Origin of the sequence: Mesorhizobium sp. B2-3-10 (assembly GCF_006442275.1) — a bacterium.
GTDB classification, from domain to species: Bacteria; Pseudomonadota; Alphaproteobacteria; order Rhizobiales; family Rhizobiaceae; genus Mesorhizobium; species Mesorhizobium australicum.
In genome coordinates this window covers 288,977-307,188 of the sequence record NZ_VFVT01000001.1, presented here as the reverse complement: position 1 = coordinate 307,188, position 18,212 = coordinate 288,977, and the positions used below count along the sequence as shown (strand labels likewise).

15 protein-coding genes are annotated in these 18,212 nt (G+C 64.7%); 7 read left to right on the top strand and 8 right to left on the bottom strand.

Annotated features, from left to right (window positions below; translation table 11 throughout):
- Positions 1 to 75 precede the first annotated feature (75 nt).
- The gene (locus FJ943_RS01570; RefSeq protein ID WP_140719430.1) at positions 76 to 1,602 is read left to right on the top strand and encodes a malonyl-CoA synthase; all 1,527 of its coding nucleotides are present in this window, start codon (positions 76 to 78) and stop codon (positions 1,600 to 1,602) included.
- A 33-nt stretch (positions 1,603 to 1,635) separates the two neighbouring features.
- On the opposite strand, the gene FJ943_RS01565 is transcribed toward FJ943_RS01570, so the two are convergent.
- Genes FJ943_RS01565 through FJ943_RS01545 form a run of 5 tightly spaced genes read right to left on the bottom strand, consistent with a single transcriptional unit; the run spans position 1,636 to position 6,619 of the window.
- Positions 1,636 to 2,748 carry an NAD(P)/FAD-dependent oxidoreductase gene (locus FJ943_RS01565; protein WP_140719428.1) on the bottom strand — a complete coding sequence of 371 codons (1,113 nt, stop codon included), beginning with the start codon at positions 2,746 to 2,748 and terminating at the stop codon, positions 1,636 to 1,638.
- A gap of 10 nt (positions 2,749 to 2,758) precedes the next feature.
- Positions 2,759 to 3,931 carry an N-acetylglucosamine-6-phosphate deacetylase gene (gene nagA, locus FJ943_RS01560; RefSeq protein WP_140719426.1) on the bottom strand — a complete coding sequence of 391 codons (1,173 nt, stop codon included), beginning with the start codon at positions 3,929 to 3,931 and terminating at the stop codon, positions 2,759 to 2,761.
- Positions 3,928 to 4,962, bottom strand: coding sequence for an SIS domain-containing protein (locus FJ943_RS01555; protein WP_140719424.1), 1,035 nt, complete (start codon positions 4,960 to 4,962; stop codon positions 3,928 to 3,930). The genes nagA and FJ943_RS01555 overlap by 4 nt, the downstream gene beginning before the upstream one ends.
- Positions 4,959 to 5,741: a GntR family transcriptional regulator gene (locus FJ943_RS01550; RefSeq protein ID WP_140619779.1), complete on the bottom strand. Its 783-nt coding sequence runs from the start codon at positions 5,739 to 5,741 to the stop codon at positions 4,959 to 4,961. The genes FJ943_RS01555 and FJ943_RS01550 overlap by 4 nt, the downstream gene beginning before the upstream one ends.
- Complete coding sequence (locus FJ943_RS01545) at positions 5,738 to 6,619, bottom strand: N-acetylglucosamine kinase (protein WP_140719422.1); 882 nt, start codon at positions 6,617 to 6,619, stop codon at positions 5,738 to 5,740. The genes FJ943_RS01550 and FJ943_RS01545 overlap by 4 nt, the downstream gene beginning before the upstream one ends.
- Positions 6,620 to 6,819: 200 nt before the next feature.
- Here FJ943_RS01545 and FJ943_RS01540 point away from each other — a divergent pair, with 200 nt between their 5' ends.
- From FJ943_RS01540 to FJ943_RS01515, 6 genes are all read left to right on the top strand, one after another.
- Complete coding sequence (locus FJ943_RS01540) at positions 6,820 to 7,728, top strand: N-acetylmuramic acid 6-phosphate etherase (protein ID WP_140719420.1); 909 nt, start codon at positions 6,820 to 6,822, stop codon at positions 7,726 to 7,728.
- A 159-nt stretch (positions 7,729 to 7,887) separates the two neighbouring features.
- The gene (locus tag FJ943_RS01535; RefSeq protein ID WP_015314652.1) at positions 7,888 to 9,147 is read left to right on the top strand and encodes an ABC transporter substrate-binding protein; all 1,260 of its coding nucleotides are present in this window, start codon (positions 7,888 to 7,890) and stop codon (positions 9,145 to 9,147) included.
- 232 nt (positions 9,148 to 9,379) lie between these two features.
- The gene (locus tag FJ943_RS01530) at positions 9,380 to 10,309 is read left to right on the top strand and encodes a sugar ABC transporter permease (RefSeq protein ID WP_015314651.1); all 930 of its coding nucleotides are present in this window, start codon (positions 9,380 to 9,382) and stop codon (positions 10,307 to 10,309) included.
- Between the two features lie 219 nt (positions 10,310 to 10,528).
- Positions 10,529 to 11,368 (top strand): carbohydrate ABC transporter permease, encoded by an 840-nt coding sequence (locus tag FJ943_RS01525; RefSeq protein WP_140719418.1) that lies wholly within the window; start codon positions 10,529 to 10,531, stop codon positions 11,366 to 11,368.
- Positions 11,365 to 12,426, top strand: coding sequence for a Gfo/Idh/MocA family oxidoreductase (locus FJ943_RS01520; RefSeq protein WP_140719416.1), 1,062 nt, complete (start codon positions 11,365 to 11,367; stop codon positions 12,424 to 12,426). The genes FJ943_RS01525 and FJ943_RS01520 overlap by 4 nt, the downstream gene beginning before the upstream one ends.
- A gap of 67 nt (positions 12,427 to 12,493) precedes the next feature.
- On the top strand, positions 12,494 to 13,492 hold the full coding sequence (locus tag FJ943_RS01515; RefSeq protein ID WP_140719415.1) for an ABC transporter ATP-binding protein: 999 nt from the start codon (positions 12,494 to 12,496) through the stop codon (positions 13,490 to 13,492).
- Positions 13,493 to 13,764: 272 nt separating this feature from the next.
- Here FJ943_RS01515 and FJ943_RS01510 read toward each other — a convergent pair whose 3' ends face one another.
- The 3 genes from FJ943_RS01510 to FJ943_RS01500 all read right to left on the bottom strand — a co-directional run bounded on the left by FJ943_RS01510 (position 13,765) and on the right by FJ943_RS01500 (position 18,167).
- Positions 13,765 to 14,610 carry a fumarylacetoacetate hydrolase family protein gene (locus FJ943_RS01510; protein ID WP_140719413.1) on the bottom strand — a complete coding sequence of 282 codons (846 nt, stop codon included), beginning with the start codon at positions 14,608 to 14,610 and terminating at the stop codon, positions 13,765 to 13,767.
- A gap of 164 nt (positions 14,611 to 14,774) precedes the next feature.
- Entirely contained in the window at positions 14,775 to 15,506 is a 732-nt protein-coding gene (locus tag FJ943_RS01505) for an SDR family oxidoreductase (protein WP_015314646.1), read from the bottom strand.
- A gap of 288 nt (positions 15,507 to 15,794) precedes the next feature.
- A complete protein-coding gene (locus FJ943_RS01500) occupies positions 15,795 to 18,167 on the bottom strand; it encodes an aldehyde dehydrogenase family protein (RefSeq protein ID WP_140719411.1) in 2,373 nt (790 codons plus the stop codon).
- Positions 18,168 to 18,212: the final 45 nt, after the last annotated feature.

Genomic DNA, 18,212 nt, shown 5'->3' with positions numbered 1-18,212 from the left:
CGGCAGGGCTGGGAAACGCGAACTCTTCGTCGCGTGCCGCCCAAGATCGCGGCCGGCGTCACCTGGGAAGATTTCATGAGCAATCATCTGTTCGATGCGTTCCGGTCCCGGATGCCGGCGCCTGGGCGTCTGTTGATGGAAACCGATGATGGACGCTCGCTCACCTATGGCGACATGCTGGCACGGTCGGCGCAGCTTGCGCATGCGCTCCTGCAAATGGATGTCGCGCCCGGCGACCGGGTTGCCGTGCAGGTCGAGAAGAGCCCGGAGATGGTTTTGCTCTATCTCGCCTGCTTGCGCGCCGGCGCCGTCTTCCTGCCGCTCAACACGGCCTATACGCTGGCCGAGCTCGGCTATTTCTTTGGGGATGCCGCACCTCGGGTGATCGTCTGCGATCCGGCACGGTCGGCGGACATCCGTGGGATGGTCGAGCCGTCCGGTGCCGACGTGGTCACGCTCGACCGCGGTGGCCAGGGATCCCTCGCGGACCAGGCATCGCGTCAGTCTTCCGAGTTCCACGATGTGGAGCGCGGCGCCGACGACCTTGCGGCGATCCTCTACACGTCGGGAACGACCGGCCGTTCGAAAGGCGCTATGCTCAGCCATGAGAATCTCGCCTCGAACGCGCGGGTGCTGGTCGAGCAATGGCGTTTCACCAGGGATGACGTGCTGATCCACGCGCTGCCGATTTTCCACACGCACGGCCTGTTCGTCGCCACCAACGTCACCCTGATGGCCGGTGCCTCGATGCTGTTCGAGCAGAAATTCGACGCGAGCCGCATCGTCTCGCTGCTGCCGCGCGCCACCGCGCTGATGGGCGTGCCGACCTTCTACACCAGGCTGCTGCAGCAGGACGGGCTGGATCGCGAGGCGGCGAAAAACATCCGGCTGTTCGTGTCTGGTTCCGCGCCGCTGCTGGCCGAAACGCACAAGGCCTGGCGAGAGCGTACCGGCCACGCCATCCTCGAGCGCTATGGCATGACCGAGACCAACATGAACACCTCCAACCCCTATGAGGGCGAGCGGCGCGCCGGCACGGTTGGCTTTCCCTTGCCCGGCGTGTCGCTGCGCATCGCCGATCCCGATTCCGGCAAGCCGCTCGCCCAGGGCGAGGTCGGCATGATCGAGGTCAAGGGTCCGAACGTGTTCGGCGGCTACTGGCGCATGCCGGAAAAGACCAAGGCGGAATTCCGCGCCGACGGCTTCTTCATCACCGGCGACCTCGGCATGATCGACGCCGACGGCTATGTCCACATTGTCGGTCGCGGCAAGGACCTGATCATCTCAGGCGGCTACAACGTCTATCCGAAGGAGCTCGAAAGCGAGATCGACGCGCTCGACGGCGTCCTGGAAAGCGCCGTCATCGGCCTTGCCCATCCGGACTTCGGCGAAGGCGTCACCGCGGTCGTCGTACGCTCGCCCGCGTCGCGGATCAGCGCGGCCGAGATTCTCGACGCCATCACCGGCCGCATGGCGAAGTACAAGCATCCCAAACGGGTGATCTTCGTCGACGACCTGCCGCGCAACACGATGGGCAAGGTGCAGAAGAACCTTTTGCGCGACAGCTACAAGGATCTCTACGTCTCAAATAAAGCCGGCTAAGCAGATGTCGCGCTCCGGCGCGCGAACGCTGGCTCAGGTCGGGTACAACAGTTCGGCGACATGGTCGGCGATGGCCAGGCTCGCCGTCAGGCCGGGGCTCTCGATGCCGAACAGATTGACGATCCGGCCCACGCCGTGATCGGCCGGTCCCTGAATCACGAAGTCCGCCGCAGGCTGCCCGGGGCCCGAGAGCTTCGGCCGGATGCCGGCATAGGCCGGCTGCAGGGCGCCATCCGCGAGATCGGGCCAATAGCGGCGGATCGCCTCGTAGAAGACGGCGCTTCGGCTGGGATCGACAGTGTAATCCACGCTGTCGATCCATTCGACATCGGGGCCAAAGCGCGCATTGCCGGCGAGGTCGAGCGTCAGGTGGACGCCGAGGCCCCCTTCGACCGGAACCGGATAGATCAGCCGCGAAAACGGCGACCGCCCGGGAAGCGCGAAATAATTGCCACGCGCCAGCCACTGCCGGGGGATGAGATCCCTTGGGAAACCCTCGATCCGACTGGCCACGGCCTGCGCATCGAGGCCGGCTGCATTGACGAAAGCGCTGGCCTCTACGGCGAAGGTCTCGCCATTGGCGTCGCGCGTGTCGATCCGGATCCCATCGGCTTCGATCGTCGCCCCGGCAACGCAGGTGAGGAAAGCGAAGGACACGCCTGCGGCTTCAGCGTCACCGCGCAGCGACAGCATCAGCGCGTGGCTGTCGACAATGCCGGTTGATGGCGACAGCAGCGCGCCGGCGCATCTCAGCGCCGGCTCCAGGCTTTCGGCCTCGGCGCGTGTCAAAAGCGCGAGATCGTCGACCCCGCAGCGTTTCGCATTGGCCTCGATCGCCCGCAGCCCGCCCGTCTGGCCGGGTTCGCTGGCGACGATCAGCTTGCCGGCGCGGCGATGGCCGATAGTGTGTTCGGCGCAGTATGCATAGAGCTGCCGGCGCCCTTCGACGCACAGCCGGGCCTTCAGGCTGCCGGGCGCATAATAGAGCCCGGCATGGATGACTTCGGAATTGCGCGAGCTGGTGACGGTGCCGATCGCGTCGGCCTTTTCGATCACCACCACCTCGCGGCCCGACAAGGCAAGCGCCCTGGCGACGGCAAGCCCGACGACGCCTGCTCCGGCGACGACACAATCGATTGTCTGCATGGCCTCGCTCTCAGCGCGGAGCGACAGCCTCGAACACCTTGTCGCCGTCGATCCAGACGCTTCCTATGTCAAGATCGTCCGACAGCGCAACGATGTCCGCCGCCGTGCCATTGGCGAAGCGGCCAAGCCGGTGCGACTGGCCGATCGCCTGGGCCGGGTAGAGCGAGGCCATGCGCAAGACTTCGGACAGCTCGAGCCCGACGGTGCGGTGCATGAACCGGATGGCCGAGATCATGTCGAGGTCGGCACCGGCCAGCGTCCCGTCGGCAAGCCTGAGGCTGCCATCCCTGCGGTAGATGGTGCGGCCGTTGAGCGTGAACGAACTCATCTCGGTGCCGATCGTCGCCATCGCGTCGGTGACCAGCACGATCCTGCCCGGTCCCTGCTTGGCATCGAGCGCGATCCTGATCGTGGCGGGGTGGACATGGATACCGTCGGCGATCAGCCCCGCCGACAAGGCGCCGATGTCGATCGCGGCGCCCGCCAGCCCGGGCTCGCGGTTGCCGATCTGGCTCATCGCGTTGAACAGGTGCGTGACGACGCTGGCGCCCGCCTCGGCAAAGGCTTTAGCCGTGGCATGGCCCGTGTCGGAATGGCCGAGGCTGACGATGATCCCGGTCTTGGCCAAGGCCTTGACGCGGGCAGGATCGACGGATTCCGGCGCGATCGTGGTGAGCAGCACCGGCAGCTTCTGTCGCGCCGCGATCAGCATGGCCTGGTCGGCGTCCGTCATCGGCCGGATCAGCGCCGGATCATGCGCACCCTTGCGGGCAATCGACAGATGCGGACCTTCCAGGTGCAGGCCGAGGAAACCCGGCACTTTTTGCAGCGCTGCCGCTTCGCCGGCGGCAATCGCGGCGGCCGTGATTGCGGGCGTGTCGGTGATCAGCGTCGGCAGCAGCGCCGTCGTGCCGAATGGCGCATGCGCGCGGCAGATGGTTTCGATCGAGGCGACATCGGGATGATCGTTGAGCATCACACCGCCGCCGCCATTGACCTGGATGTCGACGAAGCCCGGCACCAGCATGCCGCCGCCGGTGTCGACGGCACGGATATCCCCGGGCAGCGCGCCTTGCGGCAGCATGGCCTCGACGAGGCCGTCGCGCACGACAAGGGCCGCGCCTTCATGCCAGTCGTCGCCGTCGAAGATGCGGGCGCCGGTCAGGGCAAAACGGTCGCTCATACGGTCTCCGTCACCTTGCGAAGGTTGCGCGGCGCGTCCGGATCGAGGCCGCGATGGCGGGCAAAGGCCTCGACGAACATGTAGAAGGAAACGATCAGCGTCAGCGGATCGGTCAGCGGGTGACCGGTGGCGACATGCGGCAGGCGCGTGGCGCGATTGGCGAGCGCCGAGGTGACGAAAACCGGCGCGCCCTTGGCCGCCAGGCTGTCGGCGGCTTCGGCGACCGAGGGCTCGGACGCGTCGCGAGCGGCCAGCGCCAGCACCGGAAAGTCGGGGCCGATTAGCGCCAGCGGGCCATGCATGACTTCGGCCGCGCTATAGGCCTCGGCATGCATGCCGCAGGTCTCCTTGAACTTCAGCGCCGCCTCGTTTGCCATCGCCGCCGACGGACCGCGGCCGAGAATGAAAAGGGACTTCTGCTTCTCGATCGTCTCGGCCAGCACGCTCATCCAGTCGCAGGCGATCGCCTTGCCGAAATGCTCGGGCAGGCGGGCCAGGGCCGCGAGAAGCGCGTCGTCGCCGGTCGAATGCGCCATCAGGGCAAGACCGGCAACGGCGGAATTGATGAAGGTCTTGGTTGCCGCGACGCTGCGCTCCGGCCCGGCGAGTATGTCTATCGCATAGTCCGAGGCGCGCGCGAGCGGCGAATCGGCGGTGTTGGTGACGGCAATGGTCAGCGCGCCGCCGGCCCGTGCGGTTTCGGCCATCGCGACGATGTCGGGGCTCTTGCCCGACTGCGAGATCGCCAGGCAGGCCGAGCCGTCAAGCCGGAGCTTGCGACCATAGATCGAGGCGATCGACGGCCCGACCGAGGCGACGGCAAGGCCCGCGGTCAATTCGACGGCATATTTCATGAAGGTGGCGGCATGATCGGACGAGCCTCGCGCCACGGTGACGACGAAATGCGGGTCGCGCTCCTTGATGCCGCGCCCTGCTTCGGCCAGCACGGCACCGGAGCCGTCGAGCAGGCGGGCGACGGCCTGCGGGATCTCCTCGATCTCGCGCTGCATATGCGTGGTGTTGGCAATCATGATCGGCCCTCTTCGCTCGGCCCTGTCAGCCGCAGTTCGGCGACGAAATCATAGGCGTCGCCCCGGTAGATGGAGCGGGTGAACTCGATCACCTTGCCGCTCGCCAGGTAGGAAATACGCTCGATATGCAGGCCGGCAATGCCCGGCGGCACTTCGAGCAGGCGCGCATCGCCCTCGCCGAGATTGGCGGCGGAGATGCGCTGCACCGCGCGCACCGGCCTGTTGCCGGTCAATTCCAGCGCCGCGTAGAGCGAGGAGCCAATTCCAGCCGGGTCCGGCAGCACGCTAGCCGACAGCGAAGCGCGTTCGATCGCCAGCGGCGTGTCGTTGGCGATGCGCAGGCGCGCCACGCGCGCCACGAGTTCGCTCGACGACAGGCCAAGCACCATCATCTCGTCGGGCGAGGGCGCGTAGAGGCCGCGGTCGAGCCAGGCCGAGCGCACCGCCATGCCGCGCCGCGCCATGTCCTCGGTGAAGGAGGTCAGCCGCGACAACGACTGCTCGACGCGCTCCATGCGCGGCGCCACGAAGGTGCCCGAGCCATGGCGCTGCACCAATATGCCGCCCTTGACCAGGTCTTGCACCGCCTTGCGCACGGTGACGCGCGAAATGTCGGCCTTGGTGGCGATGTCGCGCTCGGAAGGCAGCGCGTCGCCCGGGCCGATCAGGCCGCGATTGACGGCGTCCTCGATGCTTTTCCTGAGCTGCAGGTAAAGGGGCGCGCCGCTTTGCGAGGATTGTTTGAGCGTGGCGAAGATCTGGTCGGCGGCATCGCTCATCGCGCAGCCTCCGCGCGTCCAGCGAAAAGGCGTGCCGCCATCTGCACGGCACCGCCTAGCGCATCGTCGAGCGGTTCCTTCAGCAGGGCGCGGTAGCGCGCCGACAGGCGCGGCGCATAGAGCGGCGCCAGCCCGCCGAGCAGGCAGAGCGGTGCTCCGGCGGCGAGGTCGAGCGCGCCCAGCGAGGCCTCGACATCGGCGACCGCCTTGTCGAGGATCCAGTTGGCGACAATGTCGCCTTTTTGCGCGTGCTCGAACACTTTCGGCGCGAAGCCGCCAAAATCGCCGGGCTTGGCGTTGGTGGTGAACTCGACGACGTCCTCGGGATTGTTGCGGAAAACGGCCATCATGCTGTCGGTCAGCGGCGAGGCCTGGCGCACGCCATCATGCGCGAGCAGGGTCTGCTCCAGCAGGTCGCGGCCGATGCGGGCGCCGCTGCCCTGGTCGCCGACCTGGAATCCCCAGCCGCCGATGGCGCGCGATTTACCATCCCTGCGCGCCATATAGGCGGTGCCGGTGCCCAGGATCGCGATCGCGCCGTCACCGGAACCGACCGCGCCTTCGAGCGCGATCTCCGCATCGGTCTCCACGCGGCTGGTGCTGAACGGCAGGATCGCCTCGAGCTGCTGCCGGTAAGTGCCGACATTGGCGCCGGCAAGGCCGAGGATGGCGGGTGTTTGCGGGATCAGGTCCGGATCTTGCCCGGCGGCGATGAAAGCTTGCCGCGCCGCATCGACGATGTTCGAGCGGGCGCCGGTGAGGTCGGTGCGGATGTTGGCGGCGCCGCTTTTGGCGCGGCCGACAACAGCGCCGTCCGCCGTTGCCAGTGCGGCCCTGCAGCTGGTGCCGCCGCCATCGATACCGAGCACGAATTTCACGCGATTTTCTCCTCCGGCAGGATAATACCAATAAAATACCAATAGCCAAGAGTTAATTTCCGTTTCAAAAAGATTAAGCCGTATTTTATTGAAAAGCTTCCGCAATTCGTCGGCTTAGCGATTTCCTGACTGCGAATTCGTTAATGCATGTGGACAAGTGGTATTTTTTTGGTATTGTTTTGTGGATCGGAGGAACTGCGATGGCCGAAACGCGCACCGAAGCGCTGCATGGGAATGCCGAGGGGCTGGATATCCAGGCTCCCGAAGTCATCCTTGCTTCGCTGGCCGATGCGCAGGTCGAGGCCGCCAAAGCGGTCCGCAACGCCATTCCCTCCATCGCCAGGGCAGCCGAGATCATTGCCGGCCGCCTGAGCGGCGGCGGCAAGCTTGCCTATGCCGCGGCCGGCAGCTCCGGCCTGATGGCGCTGGCCGATGCGCTGGAATTGCCGGGCACGTTCGGCATCCAGCGCGACCGCATCGCCATCCTGATCGCCGGCGGCGACGACGCCTTGAGGACACTGGCCGGCGGGCCCGAGGACGACGCCGAGGAGGCCACGACGGCGGTTGCCAATGCGGGTGTCGGCGTGGGCGATTGCCTGATCGCCCTCTCCGCCAGCGGCACGACGCCCTATGCGGTGGGCGCCATCGAGGAGGCGCGGCGCCGGGGAGCCGCCACCATCGGCATCGCCAACAACAGGGGTTCGGCTCTGCTCCAGCAGGCCGACACCGCCATCCTGCTCGAGACACCGCCGGAAGTCATCGCCGGCTCGACCCGCATGGGCGCCGGAACGGCGCAGAAGATCGCGCTCAACATGCTGTCGACGCTGACCGCGGTTCATCTTGGCCATGTCCATGACGGCTATATGGTCAACCTCATGGCCGACAACATGAAGCTGCGCGACCGGGCGGCACGCATCGTCGCCGCCGTCAGCGGCCGCGGCCAGGAAGAGGCCGCCAGCCTGCTCGAAAAGAGCGGCGGCGCGGTCAAGACAGCCATTCTGCTCGCTGCCGGCGCCGACAGCGCCGATGCGGCGCGCAAGATACTGGAACGGACAGGCCAGAAGCTGCGGCCAGCCCTTTCCGCGCTGGGGCATGATCCCGAGAAGTGAAAACCGCTTTTCGGAAAAGATCGTGCTCGAACGAAGAAATAGGCCAGTTTCATTCCCGATTTCCATCGGGGTGAAATTGGCTTGCGAGGGGAACAAGGGCTCCAAAGCCTAGGTTCTCATCAAAACCGAACCTGAAAAAGGTCAACAGGGAGACTGAGCATGACAACGAAACTACTGACGGCACTGCTTCTGGGCACCAGCATTCTCGGCTCGGCCGGATTGGCTCACGCCGAGGACGTAACGCTCAACATCGAAAGCTGGCGCGGCGACGACCTTGCCATCTGGAAGGACAAGCTGATCCCGGCGTTCGAAGCCAAGAACCCCGGCATCAAGGTGGTGTTCGCCCCATCGGCCCCGACCGAATATGACGCCGCCCTCGGCGCCAAGCTCGCCGCCGGTTCGGCGGGCGACCTGATCACCTGCCGCCCGTTCGACAAGTCGCTCGAACTGTTCAAGAAGGGCAACCTTGCCGACCTCTCGGCGCTGCCCGGCATGGAAAACTTCTCGCCGGTCGCCAAGTCCGCCTGGCAGACCGATGACGGCAAGGCGAGCTTCTGCGTGCCGATGGCGTCCGTCATCCACGGCTTCATCTACAACAAGGACGCCTTCGACAAGCTCGGCATCAAGGTGCCCCAGACCCGTGACGAGTTCTTCGCCGCGCTCGACAAGATCAAGGCCGACGGCACCTATATCCCGATGGCGATGGGCACCAAGGACCTCTGGGAAGCCGCGACCATGGGCTACCAGAACATCGGCCCCAACTACTGGAAGGGCGAGGACGGCCGCAAGGCGCTGATCAAGGGCGATCAGAAGCTGACCGACAAGGACTGGGTCGCGCCGTATGAGGAACTGGCCAAGTGGAAGCCTTACCTGGGCGACGGCTTCGAGGCCCAGACCTATCCGGACAGCCAGAACCTGTTCACGCTCGGCCGCGCCGCCATCTATCCGGCCGGATCGTGGGAAATCGGCCTGTTCAACACCCAGGCCCAGTTCAAGATGGGCGCCTTCCCGCCGCCGGTCGAGAAGGCCGGCGACACCTGCTACATCTCCGACCATACCGATATCGGCATGGGCCTGAACGCAGCCTCCAAGCACGCGGACGCGGCCAAGACCTTCCTGTCCTGGGTGGCTTCGCCTGATTTCGCCACCATCTACGCCAACGCGCTGCCGGGCTTCTTCAGCCTGAACTCCTCGCCGGTGAAGATGGAAGACCCGCTGGCGCAGGAATTCGTCTCCTGGCGCGGCAAGTGCAAGTCGACGATCCGCTCGACCTACCAGATCCTGTCGCGCGGCACGCCGAACCTCGAAAACGAGACCTGGGTTGAATCGGCCAACGTCATCAACGGCACCGATACGCCCGAAGCCGCGGCCAAGAAGCTGCAAACCGGTCTCGACAGCTGGTATAAGCCGGCCAAGTAAGAGCTCAGGCAGCGGAGCCGGCTGGGCGCATGCCCGGCCGGTTCCGGATTATCCTGTCTTCATATTGCGATTGTCGGCTCTGCCTCACGGCCTTACCCTTGCTGTTGTTGGGGAAGGCTGGCTGATCAGTCGCAGGCCTTTGTCTTGCCGCACCGGGCAAGGTTGGGCCATGCATCGAGGCATCATCTAGCATCACATCGTCTGGAACCGAGAGACGGCGGGGACCGAACTCATGGCCGCACAAACACGACCCAAAAGACCATTCCGCTGGCATATCGCCGTCTTCCTGGCGCCGGCGGTGCTCGTCTATACGGCGATCATGATCCTGCCGCTCGCCGGCACGCTGCAGCTCTCGCTGTTCCGCAATGTCGACCAGTCCCAGATCTTCGTCGGCCTGGACAATTTCCGCACCCTGTTCGGCGATCCCAACTGGTCGGTCAATTTCTGGAATGCGTTGCGCAACAATGTCTGGTTCTTCATCATCCACATGCTGGTGCAGAACCCGGTCGGCGTGCTGTTGGCGGCAATTCTCTCCAGCCCCAGGCTGCGGTTCGCCGCCTTCTACCGCACCGCGATCTTCGTGCCGACCATCCTGTCCTTCGTCATCGTCGGCTTTGCCTGGAAGCTGATCCTGTCGCCGCTATGGGGCGTGGCGCCGCATCTGCTCGACTTCGTCGGCCTGAAAAGCCTGTTCACGCCCTGGCTCGGCAAGGAGCAGTACGCGCTGACCGCGCTCAGCCTGATCTCGGTGTGGCAATTCATCGGCATTCCGATGATGCTGATCTATGCCGCGCTGCTGTCGATCCCCGAAGAGGTGATCGAGGCGGCCGAATGCGATGGCATCACCGGCCTGTCGCAGTTCTGGAAGATCAAGCTGCCGCTGATCCTGCCGTCGATCGGCATCATCTCGATCCTCACCTTCGTCGGCAACTTCAACGCCTTCGACCTGATCTACACCGCTCAAGGGGCTCTCGCCGGTCCGAACTATTCGACCGATATTCTCGGCACCTTCCTCTACCGCGCCTTCTTCGGCTTCCAGCTGCAGGTCGGCGATCCCAACATGGGCGCGACCATCGCCACGATCATGTTCCTGATCATCCTGGGCGGTGTCTGCGTCTACCTCTTCCTCATCCAGACGCGCCTGCGTCGCTACCAGTTCTGAGGGGCGAGAGATGTCGAGCCTGAGCACCCCCCTCTGGCCTGCCGGCCATCTCCCCCGCAAGGGGGGAGATCAGATGTCGCTACTGCTTTCGCCAATCGCCATCGTTGCAAGATGGACGGCAAGGCCGACGCTGCCAATCTCCCCCCTTGCGGGGGAGATGTCCGGCAGGACAGAGGGGGGTGCCTTGGCGCCAACCTCTCTGCGCAGGAAGGGTTTCCAATGAGCATCGCCACCCGTTCACTGCCCCGCATCATCGGCGCCCACGCGATCCTGCTGACCTACACGGCGATCGCGCTGTTTCCGGTGATCCTGGTCATCATGAATTCGTTCAAGTCCCGCGCTGGCATCTTCGGCGCGCCGCTGACGCCGCCGACGCCAAAGACCTTCGATCTGATCGGCTACACCACGGTGATCGGCCAGGGCGACTTCATCCACTATTTCCAGAACAGTCTCGTCGTCACCGTCGGCTCGCTGTTCTTCGTGCTTCTGTTCGGCGCCATGGCCGCGTTCGCGCTGTCGGAATATCGCTTCCGCGGCAACACGATGATGGGGCTTTATTTGGCGCTCGGGATCATGATCCCGATCCGGCTCGCCACCGTCGCCATTCTGCAGTTGATGGTGGCGAGCGGGCTGGTCAACACGCTGACGGCGCTGATCCTGGTCTACACCGCGCAGGGCCTGCCGCTGGCGGTCTTCATCCTGTCCGAATTCATGAAGCAGGTGTCGGACGATCTGAAGAATGCCGGCCGCATCGACGGGCTGTCGGAGTACACCATCTTCTTCCGCCTGGTGGTGCCGCTGGTGCGGCCGTCCATGGCGACCGTCGCCGTCTTCACCATGATCCCGATCTGGAACGATCTGTGGTTTCCGCTGATCCTGGCGCCGTCGGAAGAGACCAAGACGGTGACGCTCGGCGCGCAGCTTTTCCTCGGCCAGTTCGTCACCAACTGGAACGCCATTCTGGCAGCACTGTCGCTGGCGATCCTGCCGGTGCTGGTCCTCTACGTCATCTTCTCGCGGCAACTGATCCGCGGCATTACTTCCGGAGCCGTCAAGTGAGTTCAGAAAGACCCCTTCGCGTTGTCGTCGCCGGCCTAGGCAATATGGGCCGCAGCCATGCGCTGGCCTATCACACCAATCCAGGTTTTCAGATCGCCGCGCTGGTCAACCGCTCCGACGTGCATTTGCCTGGGGGACTGTCCGGCTATGGCATCAGGCGTTCGTTCGATGACTCCCTGCGCGACGAAAAGCCCGACGTCGCCTGCGTCGCCACCTATTCCGACAGCCATGCCGACTATGCGGTGAAGGCGTTCGAGGCCGGCTGCCATGTCTTCGTCGAAAAGCCGCTGGCAACGACGGTGGCCGACGCCAGGCGTGTCGTCGCGGCAGCCAAGGCCAACGGCCGAAAGCTGGTGATCGGCTATATCCTGCGCCACCACCCGTCCTGGATCCGGCTGATCGCCGAAGCGCGCAAGCTGGGCGGTCCTTACGTGTTCCGCATGAACCTCAACCAGCAATCCTCGGGCCATACCTGGGAGACGCACAAGCAGCTGATGCAGACGACATCGCCGATCGTCGATTGCGGCGTGCATTATCTCGACGTCATGCTGCAGATCACCGATGCCAAGCCGGTCGAGGTGCGCGGGATGGGCGTGCGGCTGACCGAGGAAGTCGCGCCTTCCATGTACAATTACGGCCATCTGCAGGTGCTGTTCGATGACGGTTCGGTCGGCTGGTACGAGGCCGGCTGGGGTCCGATGATTTCGGAGACCGCCTTCTTCGTGAAGGACGTGATTTCGCCCAAGGGCTGCGTGTCGATCGTCATGAAGGAGGGCGTGAGGTCCGACGACATCGACACCCACACCAAGACCTCGACCATCCGCCTGCACAGCGCCGCGACCGGCACGGACGGCAAGTTCCTAAAGGCGGACGAGATGCTGTCGATGGAAGGCGAACCCGGCCATCAGGATCTCTGCGATCTCGAACAGGCTTTTGTCCTTAAGGCGATCCACGAGGATATCGATCTCACCAGACATATGGACGACGCGGTGCGATCGCTTGCCGTCTGCCTTGCCGCCGACGAGAGCGTGCGCGGCGGAAAGGCGGTGCGACTGTGATCAGGCTGCCGTCGCCCGCGCCGTACAGGGGCCGCTTGGCGCCCACCCATCAATTTGGAGGACTGCCGTGGGCTCGCTGAAAATCGAGAACGTGAAAAAGGCCTTTGGGCCGGTCGAGGTGCTGAAGGGCATCGACCTCGAAGTGACGGATGGCGAGTTCGTCGTCTTTGTCGGCCCTTCGGGTTGCGGCAAGTCGACATTGCTACGGGTCATCGCCGGTCTGGAGGATTCGACCTCGGGCCGGGTGCTGATCGATGGCGAGGATGTCTCGGTCACCCCGCCGGCGAAACGCGGCATTGCCATGGTGTTCCAGACCTATGCGCTCTATCCGCATCTGACGGTGAAGAACAATATGGGCCTCGGCCTCAAGCAGGCGAACACGCCGGCGCCGGAAATCGATCGCCGCATCGGCATCGCCTCGTCCATGCTGTCGCTGGAGCCCTATCTCGAAAGACGACCTGCGGAACTTTCCGGCGGCCAGCGCCAGCGCGTCGCCATCGGCCGCGCCGTGGTGCGCGAGCCGAAACTGTTCCTGTTCGACGAGCCGCTGTCGAACCTCGACGCGGCGCTGCGCGTCAACACGCGGCTGGAGATCGCGCAGCTGCATCGCCGGCTGAAAGCGACGATGATCTACGTAACCCACGACCAGGTCGAGGCGATGACGCTGGCCGACAAGATCGTCGTGCTTAATGCCGGAAAAATCGAGCAGATCGGCGGCCCGATGGAACTCTACAATTCGCCGGCAAACGAGTTCGTCGCCGGCTTCATCGGCTCGCCGAAGATGAATTTCGTCGACGGCGCCCGGCTCGGCGAGACAGCCAGGACCATCGGCGTGCGGCCGGAGCACCTGACCGTCGATCCGAAATCCGGCGCCTGGAAGGGCACGGTCGTCCACGCCGAACATCTCGGTGCCGACACCAATCTCTATCTGGATTGCGAGAAGGCCGGCCTGATCACCGTGCGGATTTTCGGCGTGTACGACGCGGAGCCCGGCGCCACGCTTTACGCGACGCCCGATGCGGCGAAGACCTATCGGTTCGGCGCTGATGGGACGACGATAAAGTAGATACGTCGGCGCGTCTTCTTTCCTCTCCCTCCGGAGGGGGGAGAGGTGGCGCCGCGAAGCGGCGACGGAGTGGGGGAAAGCGCTTCTTCCAAGCGCGGTCGCTGAAAAGCAGGCGCAACCCCAGCGAGTGCTTAGTCTCTCGCCGAGCAGTCGACCCCCCACTCCGTCGAGCTTCGCTCGACACCTCTCCCCCGATCGACGGGGGAGAGGAAAGGCGCGAAACCGTCTTCTCTCCTTCCGGAGCACCACAAGGAGGGAACGAGAAGTTACGCTTACAAATCGGCCTTGAACGTCTGCTTCTGCTGCCCCAATCCCTCGATCCCCAGCTCCACGACATCGCCGGCCTTCAAGAACACCGGCGGCTTCATGCCGAGGCCGACGCCGGGCGGGGTGCCGGTCGAAATAATGTCGCCGGGGTGCAGCGACATGAACTGGCTGAGGTAGGAAACGAGATAGGCAACGCCATAGACCATGGTCTTGGTCGAGCCGTTCTGCATCGTCTTGCCGTTGACCGTCAGCCACATCTTCAGGTTCTGCGGGTCTGAAACTTCGTCCTTGGTCACCAGCCACGGTCCGGTCGGGCCGAACGTGTCGCAGCTCTTGCCCTTGGTCCACTGGCCCTGGCGCTCGGCCTGGAAGGCGCGCTCGGACACGTCATGGGAGACGCAATAGCCGGCGACATGGTCGAGCGCGTCGGCTTCGCTGACATATTTGGCGGTTTTGCCGATAACCACGCCGAGCTCTACTTCCCAGTCGGTCTTCTCGGAGCCGCGCGGGATCAGCACGTCGTCGTCCGGGCCGACGATGGCCGAGCTTGCCTTCATGAAGATGATCGGTTCCGGCGGCACGGTGGCCCCGGTCTCGGCGGCATGGTCGGAATAGTTGAGGCCGATGCAAATGAACTTGCCGGTGCCGGCGACGCAGGCGCCGAGGCGCGGCTTGCCGGAAACCGCCGGCAGCGACTTCGCATCGAGCTTCGAAAGCATGTCCAGCGAGGCCGGATGAAGTGTCGTGCCGGCAATATCGGCGACATGGGCGGAGAGATCGCGGATCGTTCCATCCGCATCGAGCAGGCCGGGCCGTTCGCTTCCCACCTCGCCATAGCGCAGCAGTTTCATGCATCTTCTCCTGATTGCGGCCTCGTGGCCGTTCTACAAACTCTCCGCCGGGGCGGCCGTCTCTGGAACCGGGCGGACCCTAGCCATCAGCCTGCTTCACGACAAGCGCGAACAGCCTGTATTGGCGGCCGGCGACCCGATGTCCGGTTGTCTCAAGGCAGCGCTCAGATCGACCAGCCGCCGTCGATATTATAGGCCTGCCCGGACGTGTAGGTGGCGCCGGCAAGGTAAACGGCGAGATCTGCGATCTCCTCCGGCGTGCCGAGCCGGCCCATCGGCTGGCGGGCGATGAAGGCGGCGCGGGCGGCGTCATAATCGCCCTGAGCGTGCATGCGGTCCTGCAGCGACGGGCTTTCGACCGTGCCTGGGCAGATGGCGTTGCAGCGTATGCCCTTGCCGACATAGTCGGCCGCGACCGCCTTGGTCAGCCCGATGACGGCGGCCTTGGTGACGCCATAGGCGAAGCGGTTCGGCACGCCCTTGGTCGAACTGGCCAGCGAAGCCATGTTGATGATCGACCCGTCGCCACGCTCCAGCATGCCGGGCAGCACCGCCCGGATGGTTCGGATCATGGCGCGCACGTTGAGATTGAAAGCGAAATCGAGATCGGCGTCCTTCATCTCCAGGATCGAGCCCGAATGGACGAAACCGGCGCAATTGAACAGCACGTCGACGGCGCCGATCTCTGCAAAGGCGGCATTGACCGCCTCGTCGTTGAGCACGTCCACCTTGCGGGTCTTGATCCCTGATGTCTTGGCGAGTTCCGCCAGCAGCGTCTCGTTGATGTCGGTGGCATGGACGGTGGCCCCAGCCTTGGCGAAGGCCAGCGCGCTCGCCTTGCCGATGCCTTGCGCCGCTGCCGTGATGACAACGACCTTGCCTGTCAGATCCGCCATGCCTTTTCCTCGCCTGCTTGGGTCAATTGCCTTTATCGGCGGCCGGCGAAAGCGTCATGTGCCAGTCAGGCGCGATTGTGCGGCCTGTGCCAGTTCACTGATAAAGATGTTTTTTCTCGTTAAAGAACATATGACCAGGCGTCAAGCCCGATCGCGATCCCTGTGTGACATGCCCTAGAGCCGGATGATTTCAGGTCGAGTCGACCTGAAATCTGAATCCGTCTCTAAATCAAAGAGATAGAGCCTGATGTCGTCCGAAAACCGCTTCACACTTTTCGGCATCATGCTCTAGTCGCCGTAAGGCACCCAGACATTCTTCACCTCGATGGCACGGCGCAGAAAAACGTCGCCGGCGGCTTCTTCCGAGGCCCAGTCGAGGCTGTGGCCGTTGCCGCTCCAGACGCGTTTGAGGTTGCCGATGGACTCGGCTTCCGCCTTGGCGCAGGTATCCGCGTCGGCGAACAGCCACAGTCCGTCGACGTCGTCGTGCCTGGCCAGCACGCCGGCAAGCTCCGCTGTGCGTCCGGTGACGATGTTGGCGGCGCCGGCCGGCACATCGGAATATTCGATGACTTGATAGAGATCGGTGGCCAGCAATGGATACCGTTCCGACGGCACGGCGACCACCGTGTTGCCCATGGCCAGCGCCGGCGCGACCAGCGAGAGGAAGCCGAGCAGGGGCAGATTGTCCGGCGCGACGATGCCGACGACGCCGACCGGCTCATGCAGCGCCAGCGTCACGGCACGCGCCGGCGGCTGGTGCACGCGTCCCTCGAACTTATCGGCGAGGCCGGCATAGAGAAACAGCCGTTCGACCGAGAGCTCCACCTCGTCCCGCGCGGCCTTGGTGTTGGCTCCGGTCAGTTCGGTGAGCCGGGCGGCAAATTCTTCCGAGCGGCCGGAAAGGTTCTCGGCCAGGTAATAAAGCACCTGCGACCTGTTATAAGCGGTCGCCTCCGGCCAGCTTTTGCAGGCGCGGGCAGCCGAAACCGCATCGCGGATATCCTTGCGGCTGCCGAGCCCGACTTCGCCGGCGAGCTTGCCCTTGGCGGTGGCGACGGCAAGCGAGTAATTGCCGTCCGGCCGCACCTGCTTGCCGCCGATGAACAGCTTCGCGGTGCGGTCGATAGCGACGCCGTCCGCCTGTTCCACGGGCTGCACCGACGATGTCGCCTGCTTGATGACCGGGCCGAGCGGCAGTTTCGCCGCCAGATATTCGAACATGCCCTCGCGCCCGCCCTCGCGGCCGAAACCGCTCTCGCGATAGCCGCCGAAGCCGCAGGCGGCGTCGAACATGTTGGTGCCGTTGACCCAGACCACGCCAGCCTTCAATTGCGGCGCGACATGGAGCGCCAGGTTGACGTTCTCGCTCCACACCGAGGCTGCGAGGCCATAGCGCGTGTTGTTGGCGAGTTCGATCGCTTCCTCGGTGTTGCGGAAGGTCATGGTGGCGAGCACCGGCCCGAACACCTCTTCCTGCGCTAGAATATTAGCCGGCGAAACACCGGTGGCGAGCGTCGGCAGGTGATAGTAGCCGGAAGACGGCAGCGTTGCGTCCGGCTGCCAGCAGACGGCGCCCTGCCGGGCACCTTCGGCGATCAGTCCCTTGACCCGGTCGAGCTGGGTCAGGTCGACCAGCGGACCGATATCGGTGTTCTTGTCGAGCGGGCTGCCGACACGCAGCCGGCTCATCCGTGTCTTGACCTTGGCGATCAAGGCATCGGCGATGCCTTCCTGCACCAAAAGCCGCGAACCGGCGCAGCAGACCTGGCCCTGGTTGAACCAGATGCCGTCGACCAGGCCCTCGACAGCGCTGTCGAGATCGGCGTCCTCGAAGACGATGAAGGCCGACTTGCCGCCAAGTTCCAGCGACAGCTTTTTCCCCGAGCCCGCAGTGGCCTTGCGGATGATCTTGCCGACTTCCGAGGAGCCGGTGAAGGCGATTTTCTGGATGCCGGGGTGGTTGACGATCGCCGCGCCCGCTTCCGGACCGCCCTGCACGATGTTGACGACGCCTTTCGGCACGCCGGCGCGCTCGCAGATCTCGGCGAACAGAATGGCGGTGAGCGGCGTGAACTCGGCCGGCTTCAGCACCACGGTACAGCCCGCCGCAAGCGCCGGCGCGATTTTCCAGGCCAGCATCAACAGGGGAAAATTCCACGGGATGATCTGGCCGACGACGCCGACACCGTTTTGGCCGGGAAAATCCCTGTCCAGCGCCTGCGCCCAGCCGGCGTGGTGAATGAAATGGCGGATCGCCAGCGGCACGTCGATGTCGCGGCTTTCGCGGATCGGCTTGCCGTTGTCGATCGTCTCAAGCACCGCGAACAGCCGCTGGTGGCGCTGCATGGCGCGGCCGATGGCGTAGAGCACTTTCGCGCGCTGGTATCCGGAACTGGCGCTCCATTTCGGCAACGCCTTTGCGGCGGCCGCAACCGCCGCGTCGATGTCGGCGGCATTGGCATCGGACACCTTGGCCAACAGCTTGCCGGAAGACGGCTCGCTGGTGTCGAAAGTCTTGCCGCCGCCGGCCGCTTTCCAGGCGCCGTCGATGAACAGCGCCTTGGAGAAATCGCGCCCGGCCAGCCATGCATCGGCCTCGTTGCGAGCCTCCGGCGCCGGGCCGTATTCCATGGCGTGATAGCGTTCAAGGATGTTCATCAGGTTCCTCCTTCACCCTCCCCCTTGTGGGGAGGGTCGATCGGC